A 19999-nucleotide genomic window follows, 5' to 3' on the forward strand; every position below is an offset into this window, starting at 1 on the left:
AGGGCGGGGGCGTTTAAAAAAGGAAAAATCAGGCGCGACGCAGGGCGTGATGTTCCATACGGTTTTGCAGGCGATACAGGTAGGCAAAACCCTGCTCCCAGCGCTGGTGGCCGGACTTCACATTGATGTGCCCTGCCCCCGCCAGGATCCCCGCCTCGGCGCCCCAGGTGCGCGCCAGTTCCAGCGCTCGCGGGGCACTGACGGCACTATCATTGTCGGAGCTGACGACCTGACTCGGAAACGGCAGCAGGTCGGTCGGAATCGGTGCGAAGTTGCGCAAGGCGGGCACGCAGGCCGGGCGCTCCACGTCTGCCGGAGCGACGAGCAACGCGCCGCGCACCTGTCGCAAAAACTGCACGGGCGCGGCAGCCGCCCAGTGGGCGACCGTGATGCAGCCCAGGCTGTGAGCAATCAGGATCACCGGCGTACTGTCCGCAGCAATCGCCTCGGCCAGCGCCGCGACCCAATCTTCACGGCGGGGCGTCAGCCAGTCGGCCTGCTCCACCCGTGCGCTGTTCGGCAAACTGTTCTGCCAGTGGCTCTGCCAATGATCATCTGGCGATCCTTGCCAGCCCGGCACAATCAGGTAGCGAATTGATTCGTTGCGCATGGGGGAACTCTCCTGCTGCGTGTCTGTTCCTGAGCGAGTATAGGGAGTGGAGTTATATCCGTTAAGGAATAAGAAGCTATTTATTAAGATCATTATCGAATAACCCTGTAGGAGCTGCCGCAGGCTGCGATCTTTTGACCTTGCTTTTAAAAGATCAAAAGATCGCAGCCTGCGGCAGCTCCTACGAGGTGTTTTTTCAGGCAAAAAAAGGGGCCGCACCCTGCCAAGGAGACGGCCCCGGAAAACTTGAAACTGTTAGCGAGCGGTGATCACCGACAGCTTGGTAATCCCTGCACGTTCAATCGACGCCATGGCGCGTGCCACTTCGCCGTAGTTCACGCCGTCATCCGCCTGCAATTGCACGCGCACCTCGGGGTCCTTGGCCTTGGCCGACTTGAGGTTGAATTCCAGCAGGTCCGGCTGGATTTCATCCTTGTTGATAAACAGTTTCCCGGCACCGTCAATGCTCACCACCAGCGGGTCCTTCTGCTCTACCGGCGCCACGGCTTCGGTCTTGGGCAGGTTGATCGGAATGGCGTTGGTGAGCAGCGGGGCGGTGACAATAAACACCACCAGCAACACCAGCATGACGTCTACCAGCGGTGTGACGTTGATCTCGCTCAGCACCTCATCGCTGTCTTGCGTAGAGAAGGCCATATCAGGACGCCTCCTTCACTTTTTGCGCGTTGCCCGGCGCAGCAGCCTTGTGCGCCGTCGGGTGGACCAGCACACGGAACGAACTCTTCTGTGCCAGGCTGTAGAAGTCATGGGCGAAGTCGTCCAGGTCCGCCGCCGTCAGTTTCAGGCGCCGCAAAAAGTAGTTGTAAACCAGTACTGCCGGCACCGCGACGGCGATCCCCACACCGGTCGCAACCAGTGCCGCGCCAATCGGCCCAGCCACGGTTTCGAGGCTGGCCGAGCCTGCCGCGCTGATGCCTTTCAACGCTTCCATGATCCCCCACACCGTGCCGAACAAACCAATGAACGGCGACGTACTGCCAATACTTGCCACCACTGCCAGCCCGGTTTCCAGCGAGCGGCGCTCACGCACGATCTGCTGACGGAGGGCCCGCTCGAGGCGATCCTGATGGTTGATCGCCTGGCTCAGATCCGCCGCGTGTGGCGCTTCACCGACCTGGATCGCCGCGTAGCCAGCCTGGGCTACGCGCGCCGCAGCGCCTGGCTGGGTCTCGGCCAACTCCGCCGCTGAATCAAGGCTCGACGCGGCCCAGAACTGCTTGTGAAACTTGCGATCCTGAGCTTTCAGGCGGCCGAACTGCACGCCCTTGAGCAAGGCCAGACCCCAGGTGGCCACGGAAAAAACCACCAGCAGCCAGATCACCGCGCTTTCGATGGACTCAAGTGGAGATGCCAATAACGTCATGATGAATTCCTCGTGTAAACGTTTCGCGTGAAATAGGTTTCTGTTTAATGAATCTTGAAATCGATGGGCACGCTGACCCAGCCATCCTGGGCGACATCACCCTGCTTGGCGGGCACGAAACTCCAGCGTTTCACGGCGCTCAGGGCCGCCTCATCGAGGGCCTCGCGACCGCTGCTTTTCTGGATCTGGATCTCACCCGGCTTGCCGCTGGCGAGCACATGGACCCGTAACAACACCGTGCCTTCCCAACCGCGCCGCTGAGCCAGCGAGGGGTATTCCGGCGCCGGGTTTTTCAGGTACCCGGCGTTGGCCGATGCCGGCGTCACGGGTGCTGGCGCAGGGGGAGCGGGTGGCGCCGGGGCCGCCACAGGCGCGGCCGGCTGTGGCGGCGCTGGTGGTTGTTGAACCGCTTTGGGCACCGGTTTCGGAATCGGTTTCGGAATCGGTTTGGCGATCGGTTTCGGCTTGGGAATCGGTTTCGGTGGCGGCGGTTTCACTGCCAGTTCGTCTTCAACCGGCGGTGGTGGCTCGACCACCTCTTGAACAGGTGGCGGTGGTGGTGGCGGCTCGACCACGGGCGGTGCCGGTTGCGAAAACTCGATGGTCATCGGTGGAATTTCCGGCGGCACTACCGGCAACACGGCGGTCGGCTGCTGGTTGACCCAATAGATCACCGCACCGTGCACGAGCAGCGCCAGCACACCCAGCAAAATCGTTTCCCGGCGGCTGAGGATGCCCCTTGGGGCGCGCTGCAAACGCTGCTGCCCCAAAGGCACGCGATGTACCCGGCCGAGGTCGACCAACTCGCCACCTGGCCCCTGGCGCCACAGCACCTCTTGTGCACTGGCGGCGGTCTGGACATTACCCATTGCTTTACTCCTGCGGTCTCTTTGCGAATAACCCGATAGGCCGGACCTGACATCCCCCGTACGACGTATCGACGGACAGATCATTGAGCTAGACGCTTATCTCTTAAAGTAATCTTTATCGTTATAGATAGATCAATATCGAATATAGAGAATAACCAAGAGTCCGCAGCCCTCGTGTTTCAAGGGCTATGGAAGACGCTCCCGGGCAACATGCCTTCAAGGCATGGAAAATATTCCCCAGAGGCATGGTGGAAGGGATGTTCAGACGCGATGAACAGCGGGAAGACCCTCGTCTGACTGCTACAGATGTGAGCAGTAATACGCGCTCTATCCATATTCAATTTAGGTCTAACTAACAATGGAATCCTTTATTGACGGAATAATGGCTTGCATTTAAAACCTCTGTCATCCCGCCTCGTCGCGAATGCCGTCGAGCTATTTTCAGGACGCCGAAAAAGCATATGGATCTTCGCCAGTTGCGTTACTTCATCGCCCTCAATGATCATCGCAGTTTCGTCCGCGCAGCCGACGCCATGGGAATCACGCAACCGGCGTTCAGCCGCAGTATCCAGGGACTTGAACAGGAGTTCGGGTGCGTGCTGGTTGACCGCGGTAACAAGGACTTGCGCCCGACGCCCGAGGGTCAGGTAGTGCTGCAACATGCACTGACCTTGGTGCAGGGGGCTGCAATGCTGAGCGCCCAAGTGACGCAGATGAACAAGCTCGACGCCGGCGAACTGCACTTCGGTTGCGCGCCTGCGGCAGCGGTGGGACTGGTGCCGGACGCGGTGGCGCAATTCATCAACGCCCACCCGAAAGTTCGTACCTTTTTCCAGGTGGATAACTGGGAAAAACTCAGCCGCGCATTGGGCCGCGAAGAGATCGAATTCTTCATCGCCGACATCCGTCACTTCGAAGCCGACCCCAACTTCCAGACGCACGCGCTGACGCCCAGGCGCGGCGTATTTTGCTGCAGGCAGGAACATCCGTTGCTGGCCAAGGAAAGCCTGTCGACCAATGACATGTTCGACTATCCATTGGCGACCACGCGGATTGCCCCAGGCATTCGAAAGTTGCTGGCCAACCTGAGCGGGCGCATGGATTTTTCGCCCAGTATCGAAACCGAGCATTTTCCAGCGCTGGTGAAAATCGTGCTGCAGTCGAATGCAATTGGCGTGGGAACCCAGGAGGCATTTGCCGAAGACATTGCCAAGGGCTCCCTGGTGCCGTTGCACTGGAGAAATTTGCCGCAGAACATCGAAACACTGAATGCGCGATGTGCGGTAGTGAGTCGAACGGGGTACCGGTTATCGACTGCGGCACGGGCGATGATTGCGGCATTGGTGGCGGTGGATAAGCATCAGCTTAGCGTTGCAGTTCAAGCCCCCTTGCGCGCGGGCACGCTGTCAAAAAAATGTGAGCGTGCCCCCTCGCCACAGGCATAAATCAGACTTGAGCAGCACGTGTCCTCGCGCCTGCCACCGGCTCCTCACGCACAAATCGGTTCGCCCGCCTGAACGTGCCGAAATCGTTAAAACGCACCCCCATTTCGCGCATGACCTTATGCGCCACCGGCACCGTCATCTGGCGAATGTAGAAAGGCTCCTTCACCACAAAATGATGAACCCCGTGACTGCTGCCGAAGTTGAAGCAGAACGCCTGCATCGGCCACATCCACCAGGGATTCAGTACCTGGGTCTGCTGCATCACATTGCCCGGGTCCACATCGCCGTAGTAGTGCATGTTAGAGCTGACGAAGTGCAGGCAAAAAGTACGCAGCACATTCGGGCCGATGATCACCACCACGGCAATATCGATCACCTGCATCACTGACAACGTGGTGGCCGACCATTCAATGGGTGCGCCCATCAGATGTGCGACGCCATTGGCTGCATGAAACCCGAGAAACACGTACCAGGCGCCCCAGTGCACCAACGCCAGCGGCGCATACACTTTCAGCGTGCGCTTGATGATGCTGAATTTATGCGCCCAGGTTTTGGCCCGCAGCATGCGAATGAACGCCGACATGATGTTGTCGCCGATCATCAGGAATCGCGCGAAACCCCAAGGCTCGCCGTTGGTGATGGCACGCTCTTCCATATCGGTTTCCGTGCCGGACACCTTGTGGTGATTGAGGTGCAGGTGGCGACGGATCCATGGGTTGATCGTGCTCGGCCGCGCCAGCCACACCAGAGCCATCATCAGGTTGTGCGGGATGCGCTTCTTGCGAAAATACATGCTGTGGATCAGATCGTGTTCCAGTTCGTGGGTCAGTGAAGCGAAAAATGCGTTGAGCAGCAGGCACACCCACCAGGCCATATGACCGTTGATGTACAGCGCTGCAGAACCGATCATCCCAGCCAGCGCAAAGGCCAGAATCCCCGCGCCCAAGGCGTCTTGATGATTGAGAAGGGGGTAGCGCTGACGCAATTCAACGCCCTTGGCCAACACCACTTCGCGAATATGCGCTGATCGTTGGGATGCATTCAGTCGTTGGGGACTTGCAGAAGTACGGTCCATGCTTCCATCCTCTGGTTATTGATGTTCGCATCCTGCCTTGCGAACCCTCGCAAGGCGGTAGCCGTGAACGCCAACCTGTTGACCGGAAGCGCCAATCAGCATGACTGAACCGACCTCCCTCGCCAGTTGGACCCGTGCCCTGCGCAAGCAACTGGACGCATTGGGCCTCGACAGCACCGCCCTGTGTCACCAGGCGGGGCTCGACCCGCTGTGGATGGACGACCCTAACGCCCGTTATCCGTTGTCCGGCACCACGCGGCTGTGGGAACTTGCCGTGCAGGTCAGTGGGGACCCGGCGATCGGCCTGCGGGTTTCACGCTTTGTCAGCCCGACCACCTTTCACGCACTCGGGTACGCGCTGGTGGCCAGCGGTAGCTTGCGCGAAGTCTTCGAACGCATCGTGCGCTATCACCAAGTGGTCAGCGATGCCCTTGAACTCGAATTGACCCGTTGCGAGGATCGTTATCGCTTCCGCCTGAAAGTCCCGCCGGGCAGCCCGGCGCCGGCCTATGAAGCCATTGATGCCTTCACTGCGATTTATGTGCGTACCTGCCGTAACCGGCTGGGCCGCGAATACGCGCCGATGGCGGTGTACCTGCGGCGTCCGGAACCGGCTGATGCGCACCAATGGCACAAGGTTTTCCGCTCACCGGTGCACTTCGCCGCCGACGAGGACCGCCTGGAGTTTTCCCTGGTGGACTTTGAAAGTCATCTGGACGACGCCAACCCGGAGCTGGCCGAGCACAACGAAACCGTGCTCAAGCGCACCCTGGCGCAACTCAAGCCGCTGACCTGGGAACGCAAGGTCCGCGACGCCATAGAAGAACAACTGCCCGAAGGCGAGCCCAGCGCAGAACACATCGCCCACACGCTGCACTTGAGTTTGCGCAGCCTGCAGCGGCACCTGGCAGATGAAGGTTGCCGGTTTGACACGTTGCTCAACGAAAGCCGCGAGAACCTGGCGTTGTTGCACCTGCGGGACCCGCAATGCTCATTGAGCGAGATCAGCTACCTGCTGGGGTTTGCCGACACCAGCAGCTTCAGCCGCGCCTTCAAGCGCTGGACCGGGATGACACCGGGGCAGTTTCGCGATGGATTGCGGTGATGTTAACGCCCACGATCCCGGCGCAACAATTTGCGCACCCGCGCCACCAGGTCACTCACCTTGAAAGGCTTGAGCAAGTAGTCTTCTTCGTGCAGTTCCAGCCCTCGCAGGCGGTCTTCGATGCCGTCCCTGGTGGTGAGGAATAACACCGGCGTGTCGCCGAGTTTGCGGATCTGTTGCTGCAGCTGCCAGCCGTTGAGGCCCGGCAGCATGACGTCGAGGATGATCATCTCGTACGCGCCGGACTCGATGAAACGTCGGCCATCCATCCCGTTCAGCGCTACATCGACCGTATAGCCCGCTTCACCCAGGCCGTTGGCCAGGAGTTTGGCGGTCTCCGGCTCGTCTTCTACTAACAACACACGCATGGCACACCTCATTTGTCGTCGCTACAGGCTATGCGCGTTCGGGGACAAAACCCACTAAAAGATGACCGCCAATGCCCGCAGCCGCTCGGCATCGGTAATTTCTATCTCGCCGTACCTCAAGCTGACGACGCCCTGCCCTTCCAGCTCCTTGAGCAACTGGTTGGTCGTCTGGCGCGAGAGTGACAGCATCGACGCCAATTGCTCCTGTGGCAGGTGCAGCACACGACGTGGCGGATCGATTTCGCCATAGCTGTCGGCGATCATCAGCAAGCGGTGCGCCAGGCGTGCCGGGGCTGGCAGCAGGCTCAGCTGTTCGAGATTGATAAAAGTCAGGCGCAGTTTCTGGCTCATCAGCAATGCCAGTTGCCGCCAATGCAGTGGCTGCTCATCGAGCATCGCCAACAGCGCTGTCTGCGGGATATGCAGCAGGGTGCACTGGCCCAGGCCAAAAGCGTCATGGGTGCGCGCCTGCCCATCGAACAGGCAGATTTCACCGAACCAGTGCGGCGGCTCTACCAGACTCAACAGCGCTTCCTTGCCCTGCTCGTTAACTGCGCCGATGCGCACGGCACCCTCGAGCACCGCGTACAGCCCGCATGGCGGGTCACCACGTTTGAACAATCGCTGCCCCGCAGACAAGCGTCGCAGCCGGGCCGCTGCCAGCAGACTATCCTGTAGAGGAGCAGGCAGATGACTGAACCACTGACCGTTCATCAAGCGCGCACGCCAGACCTGCATGTCCATGAAAACTCCTCAAGATTGTCGCCTGGCTGACAGAGCAAAACATCCAACCGGTGGATGATCACTCACCCTACAGGAGGAATAACAATGAAAAAAAGCCTGGTTGACCACCTCAGTCAATATGCCGCTTATCACCGCGACCCGAGAAACATCGCCAGTCATTTCATCGGAATTCCGCTGATTGTGGTCGCGGTAGCGGTGTTGCTGTCCCGCCCGCAATGGGCTGGAGGCTGGCTTTCGCCGGCGGTGCTGGTGTCGCTGGCGTCGGCTTGGTTCTACCTGCGCCTGGAACTGCGTCTCGGGCTACTGATGACGATACTCCTGGGTTTGTGCGTCTGGGCCGGTCATGTGTTAGCCCAGCAAAGCACCCCGGTATGGCTGGCCAGCGGCATCGGCATGTTTGTGGTGGGTTGGGCGATCCAGTTCGTGGGGCATCACTATGAAGGACGTAAACCGGCCTTTGTCGATGATGTGACGGGGTTGATTGTCGGTCCGTTGTTTGTGGTGGCGGAGTTGGCGTTTCTGCTGGGGCTGCGACATGACCTTAAAGAGCAGATCGAGACGCGTGCGGGGGGTGTGCGTCTGCGTCAGAAAAACGCAGCGGCGTAGATCGCTTTCGCGAGCAAGCCCGCTCCCACAGTGGATTGGTGTTGAACACAAAACTTGTGACCAGCCTCAAACCCTGTGGGAGCGGGCTTGCCCGCGATGCTTTTAGATGTTGGCGAGTTTCTGCCAGACCTTCGGCTTGAAGAACAGCGTCTCCCCCTTCGCCAACCCGGTCAGGCTGTCGTGGTCCTTGACCACTTCCGCTTCGATCAGCTCGCTCTGGCCTTCGACTTTCAGCGTCACCCGGGTCGTCGCACCCAGCGGACGGATATCGCGCACTTCGGCCGCATGGTGATCCTCCAGTTCATGGCGCGACAGCGACACTTCGTGAGGACGGAACAGCACGTGATTGTCTTCGCCCAGGTGCAACCGGTTCGAATCCCCCAGGAAGTGGTAGACGAAATCGCTGGCCGGGTTCTCGTAGACGTCACCCGGTGAGCCGATCTGTTCGATCACGCCCTTGTTCATCACCACGATGCGGTCGGCGACTTCCATGGCCTCTTCCTGGTCGTGGGTCACGAACACCGACGTCAGGTTGATATCCTCGTGCAGGCGCGCCAACCACCGCCGCAGTTCCTTGCGGACCTTGGCATCGAGGGCGCCGAACGGTTCGTCGAGCAGCAGGACTTTGGGCTCTACCGCCAGGGCGCGGGCCAGGGCAATACGCTGGCGCTGACCACCGGAAAGCTGTTCCGGATAACGATCCGAGAGCCAGTCCAGCTGCACCATGTTGAGCAATTCGTGAACCTTGACCGCGATCTGGCTTTCGCTCGGACGCTGGTTTTTCGGCTTCATGCGCAGGCCGAACGCGACGTTGTCGAACACCGTCATGTGGCGGAACAGCGCGTAATGCTGGAACACGAAGCCGACGTTACGATCACGCACGTCGTGGCCGGAAACGTCTTCACCGTGGAACACGATATTGCCCTGATCCGGCGTCTCCAGGCCTGCGATGATCCGCAGCAGCGTGGTCTTGCCGCAACCGGAGGGGCCGAGCAGCGCCACGAGCTCACCGCTCTGGATGTCCAGGCTGATGTTGTCCAGCGCCTTGAACGCGTTGAAATTCTTGCTGACGTTACGCACTTCGATCGACATGAATTATTCCTCCGCGGCGCTGGCGCGCAGGCGGTTAATACGATTTTCGCTCCACTGCTTCAGCAGCAGGATGAAGAGCGCCATGATCAGCAACAGGCTCGCTACCGCGAACGCGGCCACGTGGTTGTATTCGTTGTAGAGGATCTCAACGTGCAACGGCAAGGTGTTGGTCACCCCGCGAATGTGCCCGGAGACCACCGACACCGCACCGAACTCACCCATGGCCCGTGCAGTACACAGCACCACGCCGTAGATCAGGCCCCACTTGATGTTGGGCACGGTGACGTGCCAGAACATCTGCCAACCATTGGCCCCCAGCAGCCTGGCGGCTTCTTCTTCCTGGGTGCCCTGTTCCTGCATCAGCGGGATCAGTTCCCGCGCCACGAATGGCACGGTGACGAAGATCGTCGCCAGCACGATGCCCGGCAAGGCGAAGACGATCTGGATGTCATGATCCTGCAGCCACGGCCCGAACAGGCCTTGGGCGCCGAACATCAGCACGTAGACCAGGCCGGCGATCACTGGCGAAACCGAGAAAGGCAGGTCGATCAGGGTCACCAGCATGCTCTTGCCACGGAATGAGTACTTGCTCACGCACCACGCGGCGCTGACACCAAACACGACATTCAGGGGCACGGAGATCAATACGGCAATCAGGGTGAGCTTCAGCGCGGAGAGCGCATCAGGCTCGAAGATCGCGGTGAAGAATGCACCGATACCCATTTTCAAACCCTGGGAGACCACGATGATCAGCGGCAGCAACAGGAACAGGGCGAACACCAGCCAGCCGAGGCCGATCAGCACCCGACGGGAACTGGCACTGCCACGACGGGCAGCGTTCGAGGAAGCAGCAGCAATAGACGATTGGGACATGTGTGCGCCTCCTTATGGGGTTTCGATACGGCGTTGCAGCAGGTTGATCAGCAGCAACAGGACGAAGGAAACCACCAGCATCAACACACCGATGGACGTGGCGCCGGTGTAATCGTACTGGTCTAGCTTGACCATGATCAGCAGCGGCAGGATTTCAGTTTTCATCGGCATGTTGCCGGCGATGAAAATCACCGAGCCGTATTCGCCAACTCCACGGGCAAAGGCCAGGGCAAAGCCGGTCAGCCAGGCTGGCAACAGCGCTGGCACCAGGATATGGCGAAACACCTGCAGGGGTTTGGCACCCAGGCACGCCGCCGCTTCTTCGACTTCACGAGGGATATCGGCCAATACCGGCTGTACCGTACGTACCACGAATGGAAGCGTAACGAATGTCAGCGCGAGGGTGATACCCAGGGGGGTGTAGGCGATCTTGAAGCCCAAATCCGCCGCCAGCTGGCCAACCCAGCCATTAGGCGCGTAGAGGGCAGTCAGCGCGATGCCGGCTACGGCGGTCGGCAAGGCGAAGGGCAAGTCGATCATCGCATCGATGATCTTGCGCCCCGGGAAGGTATAGCGCACCAGCACCCAGGCGAGCAGCGTGCCGATGATGCCGTTGATGATCGCGGCATAGAGCGCAGTGCCGAAGCTCAGCTTCAACGCCGCCAGCACTCGAGGCGCGGAGATGATTGCCCAGAACTGATCCCAGGTGAGTTGAGAGGCGTGCACGAACATCGCCGCCAGTGGAATGAGCACAATCAGGCTGAGGTACACCAAGGTGTAGCCCAGCGTCAGCCCGAAGCCGGGTATGACGGGGGAGATACGACGCGACATAAAAGTCCTTGGTTAAAAACGCATCAATGTGGGAGCGGGCTTGCTCGCGAAGAGGAAGAATCAGTCAACATCCCTGTCACTGAAATACCGCCTTCGCGAGCCAGCTCGCTCCCACATGTTGGGGCTCGTTTCGAGTGAGATTACTGCGCCTGATAGATCTGGTCGAACACCCCGCCATCATTAAAGAATTTCGGTTGGGCAGTTTTCCAGCCGCCGAAGTCTTTGTCGATGGTCACCAGCTCCAGTTTCGGGAACTGCTGGGCATACTTGGCGGCGACTTCCTTGTCACGTGGGCGATAGAAATTCTTCGCTGCAATTTCCTGGCCGGCCGGGCTGTACAGGTGCTTGAGGTAGGCTTCGGCGATCTGCTGGTTGCCCTTTTTCTCGGCGTTCTTGTCGACTACAGCCACTGGAGGTTCGGCCAGGATCGACAGCGAAGGCACGACGATCTCGAATTTGTCGGCGCCGCCATCTTCCTTCAGAGCCAGGAACGCTTCGTTTTCCCAAGCCAGCAACACGTCGCCCTGACCGTTGTTGACGAAAGTGATGGTCGAACCGCGAGCGCCGGTGTCCAACACAGGGACGTGCTTGAACAGCGTCTGCACATATTCCTTGGCCTTGGCTTCGTCACCGCCGTTGGCTTTGAGGCCATAAGCCCAGGCCGCGAGGAAGTTCCAGCGTGCGCCGCCGGAGGTCTTCGGGTTCGGGGTGATCACCGACACATCATTTTTAACCAGGTCGCCCCAGTCCTTGATGCCTTTCGGGTTGCCCTTGCGCACCAGGAACACGATGGTCGAAGTGTAAGGGGTGCTCGCCTCCGGCAGACGCTTCTGCCAGTCGGCTGGCAAGGTCTTGCCGAGCTTGGCAATTTCGTCGATGTCGCCGGCCAGTGCCAGGGTTACGACGTCGGCACGCAGGCCGTCGATGACCGCACGGCCCTGCTTGCCCGAGCCACCGTGGGACTGCTGGATTTTCACCGAATCGCCGGCGTGGTCTTTCTGCCAGAATTTGACGAATTCTGCGTTGTATTCCTGATACAGCTCGCGAGTGGGGTCGTACGACACGTTAAGGAGCTCGTAGTCCTTGGCAACCGCGGAACCAGCAAAAAGGGCACTGGCCAGGGCGGCCAAAGCGAAATGACGAATCGACGACATGGTGAAAGCTCCTGGAATTCTGATTGTGTTGGCTTTTTTTGATTTTATGGAATCGCGGTACGGCTCAAAGATCGTTCGGCCAAGTGCGTGATCATTGATCAGCCCGGCTTGTTGCCCGGCTGCTGCAGACGGAATTTTTCCTTGCGTTCGATCTGGACGACCTGAGCGTTGTGCACAGTGATTTCCACTGCCCCGAACCGCAGGTCGCGCAGTGCGCTCTGGATCTCGCGCAGGATGGTTGCTTCGTCCTGGCCGTCAACGCTACGTAGGGATGCGCTCATGGTGCTGCTCCTTCGACTGAGAGGTTGCCTGGCAGTGGCGGCACTGCTTGCGGCGTGAGACCAATAGTAGATAGGTGCGGATATTCTTAAAAAGACTATTTAAGAATGTTTATATAACCAGAAGTACTCATGACGAACACCGCCCATCCTCCGCCCCGTAGGAGCTGTCGAGTGAAACGAGGCTGCGATTGATGCTGCGCAATCTTTCAAGGGGACCATATGAAGGTCTAACCGATAAGCGGCGCCCGCGCCCAATCGAGCTGCGCAGCAGGCATCGGTCGCGCGAACCAGTAGCCCTGGCCAAGATCGCAGTCGTGCTCGAGCAGGAAACTGGCCTGCTCGACCTGCTCGATCCCTTCGGCGTGCACCTGCATGCCCATGCTCTTGGCCAACGCGATAATGACCCGCACGATCGCCACGTCGTCGTCGTCCCACGGCAGCCCGGCAACGAAACCCTGGTCGATCTTGAGTTTCTGTACTGGCAAGCGCTTGAGCCGCAGCAAGGATGAATAGCCGGTGCCAAAATCATCGATCGCCAGGCGCACGCCCAGCTCACGCAAGCGATGCATCTGCTCCAGCGCAACTTCCGGGTCATCCATTACCGCGCTTTCTGTCACCTCCAGCTCCAGAAACGCCGGGTTGAGCCCTGTGTCGCGTAGCACCTGCGCCACCTGCTGGTACAGCTCACGACGGGCAAACAGCCGCGCAGAAACATTCACCGCAACAAACGACAACACAACGCCGGACTGCTGCCATTGGCACATTTGCTGACACGCCTGCTGCATGACCCAGGCATCGATTTCCGCGATCAGGCCGGTACGCTCGGCGATGGGAATGAACTCGGCAGGCGAGACCAAACCCCGCAGAGGGTGCTCCCAGCGCACCAGCGCCTCGACGCCGATCAGGCGACTGGTCTTCAGGTCGTGGACCGGCTGGTAATACACCCGCAGCTCATCCTGCTCCAGCGCCCTGCGTAATTCGAACGCGGTCTCGACCCGCTGCTGGGCCTGGGCCGTCAGTTCTTCGGTATAAAGCGCATAACTGTCGCGGCCTGCATTTTTCGCCTTGAACAAGGCCGCGTCCGCATTACGCAGCAACTGCGCGGCACTCAGGGCGTCGCTGGGAAACAGGCTGATGCCCACGCTGGCGTTGATGAGCAGCTGATTGCCGTCGATCACGAAGGCTTCCTTGAAGCCGTCAATGATCCGCTGGGCCAGCGCCGCCGCATGGACCAGTTGCGGGCAACCTTCCGCCAGGACTGCAAATTCATCGCCCCCGAGGCGGGCCAGGGTAATGCCTGGCCCGAACATCGCCAGCAGCCGCTCGGCCACGGCCTTGAGCATCTGATCGCCCACGGTGTGACCGAGGCTGTCGTTGATCATCTTGAAGTGATCCAGGTCGATCACCAGCAGGGCGCAGCCGCGCTTGTGCACCTGTGCCGATGCCACGGCCTGTTCGGCGCGGTCGGTGAACAGCAGGCGATTGGGCAAGTCGGTCAATGGGTCGTGATGGGCGAGATGGGTCAGCTCATTCTCGGAGTTCTTGATTGCACTGATGTCGGAAAATACCGCCACGTATTGGCTGACCCGTCCATCATCGTCGCGAACGATACGGATCGTCTGCCACTGCGGGTAGATTTCCCCGCTTTTGCGCCGATTCCAGATTTCACCGCTCCACTCGCCAACACTGTTGAGCGTCTTGAACATGGCCTGGTAGAAGCTCGCCGGATGGCGACCGGATTTGAACAGGCTCGGTTGCTGGCCCATCACTTCTTCGCGCTGATAGCCGGTGATCTGCATAAACGCCCGGTTGACGTGAACGATCAATCCTTTGTCATTTGTGACCAGCACGCCTTCGCGGGTGCAATCGAACACGGCCGCCGCCTGACGCAGCCGCTCTCTATCCGCAGAACGCTCACGCAACTGCGCACCGATCCCAAGGCAGCGGAACAAACGCGTGCGGGCAATGAAAATAATGCCCGCGCTTAGAATCAGCCAGATGTAGCCGTTGATCGTTTGCCAATGCAACGCTTCGGCCGAATCATCGAAGAAACTGTTTAATGCAAAACCGCTGAGCGAAACCCAGAGGACGGAAAGCAGCAGATACAGCAGCGCTGCACGCAGGGCGTCGCGATAGGTGGCAGACATTCGGTCGTCCATGTCCCTCAAATGATTGGAATTATAGGGTAAAGAAACATCCAGCCACTCTTATCTGAAAGGGTGACTGGTTTTATCTGTGCGCTTGGTGATAATGCGAGGGCTGTTTTTTTCTTTATCGAGGGCCCTACAGCCTATGTGGTACGAAGGTTTTCTTGGCTTGTCGCCTTGGTCACTGGTGGCAGTCACCCTGCTGATGACCCACATCACAATCATCGGCGTCACTGTCTATCTGCATCGCTATTCAGCCCATCGCTCCCTTGAGCTCAATGCCGGCCTGAAACATTTCTTCCGCTTCTGGCTGTGGTTGACCACGGCGCAGAACACCCGTGAGTGGACCGCTATCCACCGCAAGCATCACGCCAAATGCGAAACCGTCGATGACCCGCACAGCCCCGTCGTCAAGGGCCTGTCCACCGTTTTGCGCAAAGGTGCGGAGCTGTATCGCGCCGAAGCGGAAAATCCGGAGACCCTGCGCATCTATGGCAAGAACTGCCCGGAAGACTGGATCGAACGTAACCTGTATAGCCGCTTTCCGCTACTGGGCGTGGCAATCATGGGTGTCATCGACGTGTTGCTGTTCGGCACCATCGGCATCACCATCTGGGCCATCCAGATGATGTGGATCCCTGTGTGGGCGGCCGGCGTGGTCAACGGCCTGGGCCATGCCATCGGTTATCGCAACTTCGAATGCCGCGATGCGGCCACCAACCTGGTGCCGTGGGGCATCCTGATTGGCGGCGAAGAACTGCACAACAACCACCACACCTACCCCAACTCGGCAAAACTGTCGGTGAAGAAATGGGAGTTCGACCTCGGCTGGGCCTGGATCCAGGTTTTCAGCTTCCTGCGCCTGGCCAAGGTTCAGCGGGTCGCGCCAATTGCCCATCGGGTTGAAGGCAAAGGCAACCTGGACATGGATACCGCCATGGCGATCCTCAACAATCGTTTCCAGATCATGGCCCAGTACCGCAAATTGGTCATCGCGCCCCTGGTCAAGCAAGAGCTGGAAAAGGTCGATCACTCCGTTCGCCACCAGTTTCACCGGGCCAAGCGTCTGTTGTCGCGTGAAACCAGCCTGCTGGATGACAAGCACCATGTGCGGATCCAGACCATGCTCGAGCACAGTCAGGCCCTGAAAGTCATTTACGAGAAGCGCCTGGCTTTGCAGCAGATCTGGGTCAAGACCAGTTCCAATGGTCACGACATGCTGGCAGCCATCAAGGAATGGATTCACGAGGCCGAAGCCAGCGGGATTCAGTCCCTGCGTGACTTCGCCGACCAGCTGAAAACCTACTCCTTGCGCCCCGCCAACGCCTGACCCCACGCAGAGCACCTCGCCCGAGGTGCTCCGCGACAGCAAGGCGCGCTCCTGTGGCGAGTATGCTTGCTCCCGCTCGCTTTTTGCGCAGCAAACGCCCCCTGAACAACCGCTGCACGCGATAAAACCCTTAGCTTACCGCCCGGCGGGTGCATCCCCCTGCTCTCCCTGCCCCGGGAACTTAGTTCCAAATCCCCTATCTCAAAAGCACTTCGCCACCCTGGCGGTCTTCGTTGCAGCCGCTGCCGAACTCGCGGCACGCTCTTTGAGATTAGTGTCGATGGTCGATAAAAACCCGCAGGATTCTTCCCCGCCGCAATGGCCAGAGGCCGCCCAGACCCTGATGGCGCTGATGCAGGCCCGAGGCGAGGTCGCGCGCTTGAGTGAACGCGAACAGCTGTTGAGCTCGCTGCTGGTGAGCGTCAATGCGGTGCTGTGGGCATTCAACTGGGAAACCCGCGAGGTGCTCTATGTCAGCCCGGCCTACGAACGAATTTTTGGGCGCCCCACCGACCCGTTGCTGGCCGACTACAACCAGTGGCGCGACAGCGTTTACCCGGATGACCTGGAAGAAGCCGAGCGCAGCCTGGCCTCCGTGCTGGACAAAGGCTCGGTCGAAGACCGTGAGTATCGAATCGTTACCGCCGACGGCCAGGTACGCTGGCTGAGCGACAAGTGCTTTATCAACCGCCAGGGCGAGCCGGGCCAGCCTTTGATCATCGTCGGCATTGCTGAAGACATCACCGAAAAAAAGCACCTCGAAACCGAACTGCAACGCCTGGCCACTACCGACGAATTGACCGAAAGCAGCAACCGCCGGCATTTTTTTGAATGCGCCAACCACGAGTTCGAGCGGGCGCGAACCCAGGGCACCCCGCTGTCGTTCCTGATGCTGGATATCGATGATTTCAAGACCGTGAACGACACCTATGGCCACCAGGAAGGCGATAACGTGTTGCAACGCATCGCTGAGTGCGGTCGCGCCGCATTGCGTCGTGGTGACGTGTTCGGGCGCATCGGCGGAGAGGAGTTTGCGGCAGTGTTTCCAGGCTGTGAGCCCGGGGTGGCCATGCAGGTGGCCGAGCGCCTGCAACGGGAAATTCAACAACTGAGTTTCAGCCACGACAGCCGGACTTTCACCATCACCATCAGCCAGGGCCTGACCAGCCTCTTACCTGAGGATGAAAGTGTCGACAGCCTGTTCTCCCGGGCGGATGCCGCGATGTATGAAGCCAAGCGACAGGGCAAGAACCGGATCATCCCCGGCTGATTCGCCCCCCTGTAGGAGCTGCCGAGAGAAACGAGGCTGCGATCTTTTGATTTGGGGCTAACCAAAGATCAGAAGATCAGAAGATCGCAGCCGTCGGCAGCTCCTGCGGGGCGGGGGTGGCTATTTTTTGCGCAACCGCACCAACTCCGGCAGGCCGATCTGCAGCAACCTCGCCGTGCGCCCCTTGGCCAGCGCCTCAAGCCCCTCATCCTCGCCCAGGCCCGCCAGTTGAGCCGCCATGTTCATCACCAGCGCTTCGCGGGAATAAACCCCGCCACCGAGCTGATAGACCGCCGCGATCAGCTCTCGCAGCTCCAGCGGCAGGCGCCAGCGGGTGCGCAGCGCCGAACCGTAAGCGGCCGCAAATCCACTCAGCGCTTCGTCGACCTCAGCCAACTCGTCCAGCTCGCCGCCGGCCTGCTTCCATTCCTGCAAACAACGCAGCAAGGCCAGGTCACCCAGCCGATGCAGCATGCCCGCGCAATAACAGCGCTCCTGGTCCAGGTCGAGAAGACGGGCCAGGGTCCGCGCGTATTCGGCGGTATGCAGCGACAGGTCCCAATAACGCTCGGCGTAGTCAGCCAGGTACGGGTCGCTGAGCCGCGCGGTGCGCTTGAGGGTCAGCCCCAGAATCAGGTTCATGCTCTGCCCGCAGCCCAGGCGATGCAGGGCCTGGGCCAGGGTTTGCACGGCAGCGCCGCGGTGTTGGGCGGCGCTGTTGGCGGCAGCGATCAGCACGGCGGTAATCTGCGGATCGGTACGCGTTCCCTCTTCGAGGACGGTCAGGTCAAGCCCGCCGGGGTTGAGGCTGCGTTTGACCGCTACCTCCACATCGGTCATCAGTGGCGCACCGTCAGCCAGAGTCCGCCGGCGCTCCAGATACACCGCCAAGGTCATGCCCGCCGCCAGGGCCGGCACTTCACAAAAAACTTCCTGCCCGGCATCAAGCAGCAGATCCTGCAATCGCTGGGTCAGGTTTTCCATGTTCAACGGCTTGGTCAGGTAAGCCGTAGGTGCCAACGGTAAGGCTTCGCGCACGCTGGCGCTGTCATTGCGGCTGCTCATCAGAATGAACGGCAACGGCGGATTGCGCTTGCGCTGGCGAACGCTGCGCAACACATTCAAGCCATCCACACCAGGCAACTCCCAGTCGACGATCACCAGGTCGTAGGCGTTTTCCGCGAGTCGCGACAACGCGTCCTGGCCATCGGCACAGAGATCGATGCGAGCATCGCAGCGCACGTTCAGCAGTACTTGCTGGAGCAAATCCCGCGACCACGGATCCGCCTCGGCAATCAGCACTCGAGGTACAGCGGGTAACTCAACAGCTCTCATGCAAACAGGCTCCCCTCTCAATGCATGCACCATATTCAATGCAGGCCACAGGAAACAGCGCTGTGGGTTTCACGTACAAAAAAAACCCGCCTAGGCGGGTTTTTTTGTCGATCAGCTCACACTTTCATACGAGCACTGTAGATCAAAGCTCCGAGAAGCACTCTTCGATGATTGCCAGACCTTGGTCCAGTTGTTCATCCGGCGAAGTCAGGGGTACCAGTACGCGCAGAACGTTGCCGTAGGTGCCGCACGACAGCAGGATCAGGCCTTTGTCGCGAGCCTTGGCCACAACGGCGGCGACTGCCGGTGCGTTTGGCTTGTGGCTGTCACCGTCTACGAACAGCTCGACCGCGATCATCGCGCCAAGGGCACGTACTTCACCAATCACTGGATACTTGGACTGAATGGCTTTCAGGCCAGTGACCAGACGCTCGCCGACTGCCTTGCAGCGATCCAGCAGGTGCTCTTCTTCGAACACTTCCATCACTGCCAGCGCAGCAGCGCACGCGATCGGGCTACCGGCGTAGGTACCGCCCAGGCCGCCTGGAGCAATGGCGTCCATGTATTCAGCCTTACCGCACACACCCGCCAGCGGGAAGCCGCCAGCGATGGACTTGGCGAAGGTGGTCAGGTCGGCAGACACGCCCATCTGTTCCATGGCGAAGAACGTGCCGGTCCGGCCAGCGCCAGTCTGCACTTCGTCAGCGATCAGCAGGATGCCGTGCTGGTCGCACAGGGCGCGCAGACGCTTCATGAACTCTTTAGGCGCGACGTAGAAACCGCCCTCACCCTGAACCGGCTCGATGATGATCGCAGCGATGTCACGCGGCTCGGCGTCGTTCTTGAAAATGCGTTCGATGCTGGCGATCGAGTCGTCGACGCTCACGCCGTGCAGTTCATTAGGGTACAGCGCGCGGAAGATGCCGCCTGGCATCAGGCCCATGCCGGCCGAGTAAGGCACGACTTTACCGGTCAGGCCCAGGGTCATCATGGTGCGACCGTGGTAAGCGCCAGTGAACGCGATCACGCCGGCACGGCCAGTGGCGGCGCGGGCGATTTTCACGGCGTTCTCTACGGCTTCGGAACCGGTGGTCACCAGCAGGGTTTTCTTGGCGAAATCACCAGGCACCTTGGCGTTGATTTTTTCGCACAGCTCTACGTACGGTTCGTAGGCCAGCACCTGGAAGCAGGTGTGGGTCAGCTTGTTCAGCTGCGCGGTCACGGCGGCGATGATTTTCGGGTGCACGTGACCGGTGTTCAGTACTGCGATACCGCCGGCGAAGTCGATGAACTCGCGACCTTCAACGTCGGTAACGGTAGCGTTCTTCGCGGACTCGGCGAAGATCGGGTGAATCTGGCCAACACCGCGTGGTACAGCGGCTTCGCGGCGTTTCATCAAAGAAGCGTTAGTCTTGCTCATAAAGTCCTCATTCGCCGCTCATCGGGCGGCGTGGCTCAAGGAAAATGCGGCGGGGAGGCA

At 59.8% G+C, this 19999-nt stretch carries 19 protein-coding genes and 1 pseudogene; 5 read left to right on the top strand and 15 right to left on the bottom strand.

Features of this window, described 5'->3' with window-relative positions; genetic code table 11:
* Nucleotides 1-28: 28 nt before the first annotated feature.
* The 4 genes from AAEZ05_RS16125 to AAEZ05_RS16140 all read right to left on the bottom strand — a co-directional run bounded on the left by AAEZ05_RS16125 (nucleotide 29) and on the right by AAEZ05_RS16140 (nucleotide 2863).
* Nucleotides 29-610, bottom strand: a complete 582-nt coding sequence (locus tag AAEZ05_RS16125; protein WP_045061288.1) for an alpha/beta hydrolase — start codon at nucleotides 608-610, stop codon at nucleotides 29-31.
* A 255-nt stretch (nucleotides 611-865) separates the two neighbouring features.
* Nucleotides 866-1267 (bottom strand): ExbD/TolR family protein, encoded by a 402-nt coding sequence (locus tag AAEZ05_RS16130; RefSeq protein ID WP_003220570.1) that lies wholly within the window; start codon nucleotides 1265-1267, stop codon nucleotides 866-868.
* Between the two features lies 1 nt (nucleotide 1268).
* Nucleotides 1269-1994 (bottom strand): MotA/TolQ/ExbB proton channel family protein, encoded by a 726-nt coding sequence (locus AAEZ05_RS16135; protein ID WP_205893928.1) that lies wholly within the window; start codon nucleotides 1992-1994, stop codon nucleotides 1269-1271.
* Nucleotides 1995-2038: 44 nt separating this feature from the next.
* Complete coding sequence (locus AAEZ05_RS16140) at nucleotides 2039-2863, bottom strand: energy transducer TonB (protein WP_350648038.1); 825 nt, start codon at nucleotides 2861-2863, stop codon at nucleotides 2039-2041.
* A 461-nt stretch (nucleotides 2864-3324) separates the two neighbouring features.
* On the opposite strand from AAEZ05_RS16140, the pseudogene AAEZ05_RS16145 reads away from it, so the two are divergent.
* Nucleotides 3325-4242 (top strand): annotated as a pseudogene (locus tag AAEZ05_RS16145) (LysR family transcriptional regulator); the annotation flags it as partial.
* A 67-nt stretch (nucleotides 4243-4309) separates the two neighbouring features.
* Here AAEZ05_RS16145 and AAEZ05_RS16150 read toward each other — a convergent pair.
* Nucleotides 4310-5383: a fatty acid desaturase gene (locus AAEZ05_RS16150; RefSeq protein ID WP_350648040.1), complete on the bottom strand. Its 1074-nt coding sequence runs from the start codon at nucleotides 5381-5383 to the stop codon at nucleotides 4310-4312.
* 100 nt (nucleotides 5384-5483) lie between these two features.
* Between AAEZ05_RS16150 and AAEZ05_RS16155 the strand changes: the two genes are divergently transcribed.
* Nucleotides 5484-6488 carry an AraC family transcriptional regulator gene (locus tag AAEZ05_RS16155; protein ID WP_045059465.1) on the top strand — a complete coding sequence of 335 codons (1005 nt, stop codon included), beginning with the start codon at nucleotides 5484-5486 and terminating at the stop codon, nucleotides 6486-6488.
* Nucleotides 6489-6490: 2 nt separating this feature from the next.
* On the opposite strand, the gene AAEZ05_RS16160 is transcribed toward AAEZ05_RS16155, so the two are convergent.
* Together AAEZ05_RS16160 and AAEZ05_RS16165 are read right to left on the bottom strand one after the other, a co-directional pair.
* Nucleotides 6491-6856, bottom strand: a complete 366-nt coding sequence (locus AAEZ05_RS16160; RefSeq protein WP_045059466.1) for a response regulator — start codon at nucleotides 6854-6856, stop codon at nucleotides 6491-6493.
* Nucleotides 6857-6910: 54 nt separating this feature from the next.
* Nucleotides 6911-7600, bottom strand: coding sequence for a Crp/Fnr family transcriptional regulator (locus AAEZ05_RS16165; RefSeq protein WP_045059467.1), 690 nt, complete (start codon nucleotides 7598-7600; stop codon nucleotides 6911-6913).
* Nucleotides 7601-7684: 84 nt separating this feature from the next.
* Here AAEZ05_RS16165 and AAEZ05_RS16170 point away from each other — a divergent pair, with 84 nt between their 5' ends.
* Nucleotides 7685-8206: an Mpo1 family 2-hydroxy fatty acid dioxygenase gene (locus tag AAEZ05_RS16170; protein ID WP_045059468.1), complete on the top strand. Its 522-nt coding sequence runs from the start codon at nucleotides 7685-7687 to the stop codon at nucleotides 8204-8206.
* A 102-nt stretch (nucleotides 8207-8308) separates the two neighbouring features.
* Here AAEZ05_RS16170 and AAEZ05_RS16175 read toward each other — a convergent pair whose 3' ends face one another.
* The 6 genes from AAEZ05_RS16175 to dibA form a co-directional block, all read right to left on the bottom strand.
* Nucleotides 8309-9298 (bottom strand): sulfate/molybdate ABC transporter ATP-binding protein, encoded by a 990-nt coding sequence (locus AAEZ05_RS16175; RefSeq protein WP_045059469.1) that lies wholly within the window; start codon nucleotides 9296-9298, stop codon nucleotides 8309-8311.
* Nucleotides 9299-9301: 3 nt separating this feature from the next.
* Nucleotides 9302-10171 carry a sulfate ABC transporter permease subunit CysW gene (gene cysW, locus AAEZ05_RS16180; RefSeq protein WP_045059470.1) on the bottom strand — a complete coding sequence of 290 codons (870 nt, stop codon included), beginning with the start codon at nucleotides 10169-10171 and terminating at the stop codon, nucleotides 9302-9304.
* Nucleotides 10172-10183: 12 nt separating this feature from the next.
* On the bottom strand, nucleotides 10184-11002 hold the full coding sequence (cysT, locus tag AAEZ05_RS16185; protein WP_045059471.1) for a sulfate ABC transporter permease subunit CysT: 819 nt from the start codon (nucleotides 11000-11002) through the stop codon (nucleotides 10184-10186).
* Between the two features lie 140 nt (nucleotides 11003-11142).
* Nucleotides 11143-12156, bottom strand: coding sequence for a sulfate ABC transporter substrate-binding protein (locus AAEZ05_RS16190; RefSeq protein ID WP_045059472.1), 1014 nt, complete (start codon nucleotides 12154-12156; stop codon nucleotides 11143-11145).
* A 98-nt stretch (nucleotides 12157-12254) separates the two neighbouring features.
* On the bottom strand, nucleotides 12255-12437 hold the full coding sequence (gene oscA, locus AAEZ05_RS16195; RefSeq protein WP_007975618.1) for a sulfur starvation response protein OscA: 183 nt from the start codon (nucleotides 12435-12437) through the stop codon (nucleotides 12255-12257).
* Between the two features lie 227 nt (nucleotides 12438-12664).
* On the bottom strand, nucleotides 12665-14584 hold the full coding sequence (dibA, locus tag AAEZ05_RS16200) for a phosphodiesterase DibA (RefSeq protein ID WP_350648043.1): 1920 nt from the start codon (nucleotides 14582-14584) through the stop codon (nucleotides 12665-12667).
* A 145-nt stretch (nucleotides 14585-14729) separates the two neighbouring features.
* On the opposite strand from dibA, the gene desA reads away from it, so the two are divergent.
* The gene (desA, locus tag AAEZ05_RS16205) at nucleotides 14730-15914 is read left to right on the top strand and encodes a delta-9 fatty acid desaturase DesA (RefSeq protein WP_205893922.1); all 1185 of its coding nucleotides are present in this window, start codon (nucleotides 14730-14732) and stop codon (nucleotides 15912-15914) included.
* A gap of 280 nt (nucleotides 15915-16194) precedes the next feature.
* Nucleotides 16195-17184, top strand: a complete 990-nt coding sequence (locus tag AAEZ05_RS16210; RefSeq protein WP_045059475.1) for a GGDEF domain-containing protein — start codon at nucleotides 16195-16197, stop codon at nucleotides 17182-17184.
* 120 nt (nucleotides 17185-17304) lie between these two features.
* On the opposite strand, the gene AAEZ05_RS16215 is transcribed toward AAEZ05_RS16210, so the two are convergent.
* Together AAEZ05_RS16215 and gabT are read right to left on the bottom strand one after the other, a co-directional pair.
* The gene (locus AAEZ05_RS16215) at nucleotides 17305-18519 is read right to left on the bottom strand and encodes an HDOD domain-containing protein (RefSeq protein WP_350648045.1); all 1215 of its coding nucleotides are present in this window, start codon (nucleotides 18517-18519) and stop codon (nucleotides 17305-17307) included.
* Nucleotides 18520-18661: 142 nt separating this feature from the next.
* On the bottom strand, nucleotides 18662-19939 hold the full coding sequence (gene gabT, locus AAEZ05_RS16220; RefSeq protein WP_045059477.1) for a 4-aminobutyrate--2-oxoglutarate transaminase: 1278 nt from the start codon (nucleotides 19937-19939) through the stop codon (nucleotides 18662-18664).
* Between the last annotated feature and the right edge of the window lie 60 nt (nucleotides 19940-19999).

It is taken from the genome of Pseudomonas sp. HY13-MNA-CIBAN-0226 (genome assembly GCF_040310305.1).
GTDB classification, from domain to species: domain Bacteria; phylum Pseudomonadota; class Gammaproteobacteria; order Pseudomonadales; family Pseudomonadaceae; genus Aquipseudomonas; species Aquipseudomonas gregormendelii.

What these genes read in the sequence shown, in the direction of transcription:
- AAEZ05_RS16175 (WP_045059469.1), bottom strand. Translation starts at nt 9,298, where the DNA reads ATGTCGATCGAAGTGCGTAACGTCAGCAAGAATTTCAACGCGTTCAAG.
- gabT (WP_045059477.1), bottom strand. Translation starts at nt 19,939, where the DNA reads ATGAGCAAGACTAACGCTTCTTTGATGAAACGCCGCGAAGCCGCTGTA.
- AAEZ05_RS16165 (WP_045059467.1), bottom strand. Translation starts at nt 7,600, where the DNA reads ATGGACATGCAGGTCTGGCGTGCGCGCTTGATGAACGGTCAGTGGTTC.
- AAEZ05_RS16130 (WP_003220570.1), bottom strand. Translation starts at nt 1,267, where the DNA reads ATGGCCTTCTCTACGCAAGACAGCGATGAGGTGCTGAGCGAGATCAAC.
- AAEZ05_RS16160 (WP_045059466.1), bottom strand. Translation starts at nt 6,856, where the DNA reads ATGCGTGTGTTGTTAGTAGAAGACGAGCCGGAGACCGCCAAACTCCTG.
- AAEZ05_RS16215 (WP_350648045.1), bottom strand. Translation starts at nt 18,519, where the DNA reads ATGAGAGCTGTTGAGTTACCCGCTGTACCTCGAGTGCTGATTGCCGAG.
- cysW (WP_045059470.1), bottom strand. Translation starts at nt 10,171, where the DNA reads ATGTCCCAATCGTCTATTGCTGCTGCTTCCTCGAACGCTGCCCGTCGT.
- AAEZ05_RS16155 (WP_045059465.1), top strand. Translation starts at nt 5,484, where the DNA reads ATGACTGAACCGACCTCCCTCGCCAGTTGGACCCGTGCCCTGCGCAAG.
- AAEZ05_RS16135 (WP_205893928.1), bottom strand. Translation starts at nt 1,994, where the DNA reads ATGACGTTATTGGCATCTCCACTTGAGTCCATCGAAAGCGCGGTGATC.
- AAEZ05_RS16150 (WP_350648040.1), bottom strand. Translation starts at nt 5,383, where the DNA reads ATGGACCGTACTTCTGCAAGTCCCCAACGACTGAATGCATCCCAACGA.
- AAEZ05_RS16125 (WP_045061288.1), bottom strand. Translation starts at nt 610, where the DNA reads ATGCGCAACGAATCAATTCGCTACCTGATTGTGCCGGGCTGGCAAGGA.
- AAEZ05_RS16210 (WP_045059475.1), top strand. Translation starts at nt 16,195, where the DNA reads ATGGTCGATAAAAACCCGCAGGATTCTTCCCCGCCGCAATGGCCAGAG.
- AAEZ05_RS16190 (WP_045059472.1), bottom strand. Translation starts at nt 12,156, where the DNA reads ATGTCGTCGATTCGTCATTTCGCTTTGGCCGCCCTGGCCAGTGCCCTT.
- oscA (WP_007975618.1), bottom strand. Translation starts at nt 12,437, where the DNA reads ATGAGCGCATCCCTACGTAGCGTTGACGGCCAGGACGAAGCAACCATC.
- cysT (WP_045059471.1), bottom strand. Translation starts at nt 11,002, where the DNA reads ATGTCGCGTCGTATCTCCCCCGTCATACCCGGCTTCGGGCTGACGCTG.
- desA (WP_205893922.1), top strand. Translation starts at nt 14,730, where the DNA reads ATGTGGTACGAAGGTTTTCTTGGCTTGTCGCCTTGGTCACTGGTGGCA.
- dibA (WP_350648043.1), bottom strand. Translation starts at nt 14,584, where the DNA reads ATGTCTGCCACCTATCGCGACGCCCTGCGTGCAGCGCTGCTGTATCTG.
- AAEZ05_RS16170 (WP_045059468.1), top strand. Translation starts at nt 7,685, where the DNA reads ATGAAAAAAAGCCTGGTTGACCACCTCAGTCAATATGCCGCTTATCAC.
- AAEZ05_RS16140 (WP_350648038.1), bottom strand. Translation starts at nt 2,863, where the DNA reads ATGGGTAATGTCCAGACCGCCGCCAGTGCACAAGAGGTGCTGTGGCGC.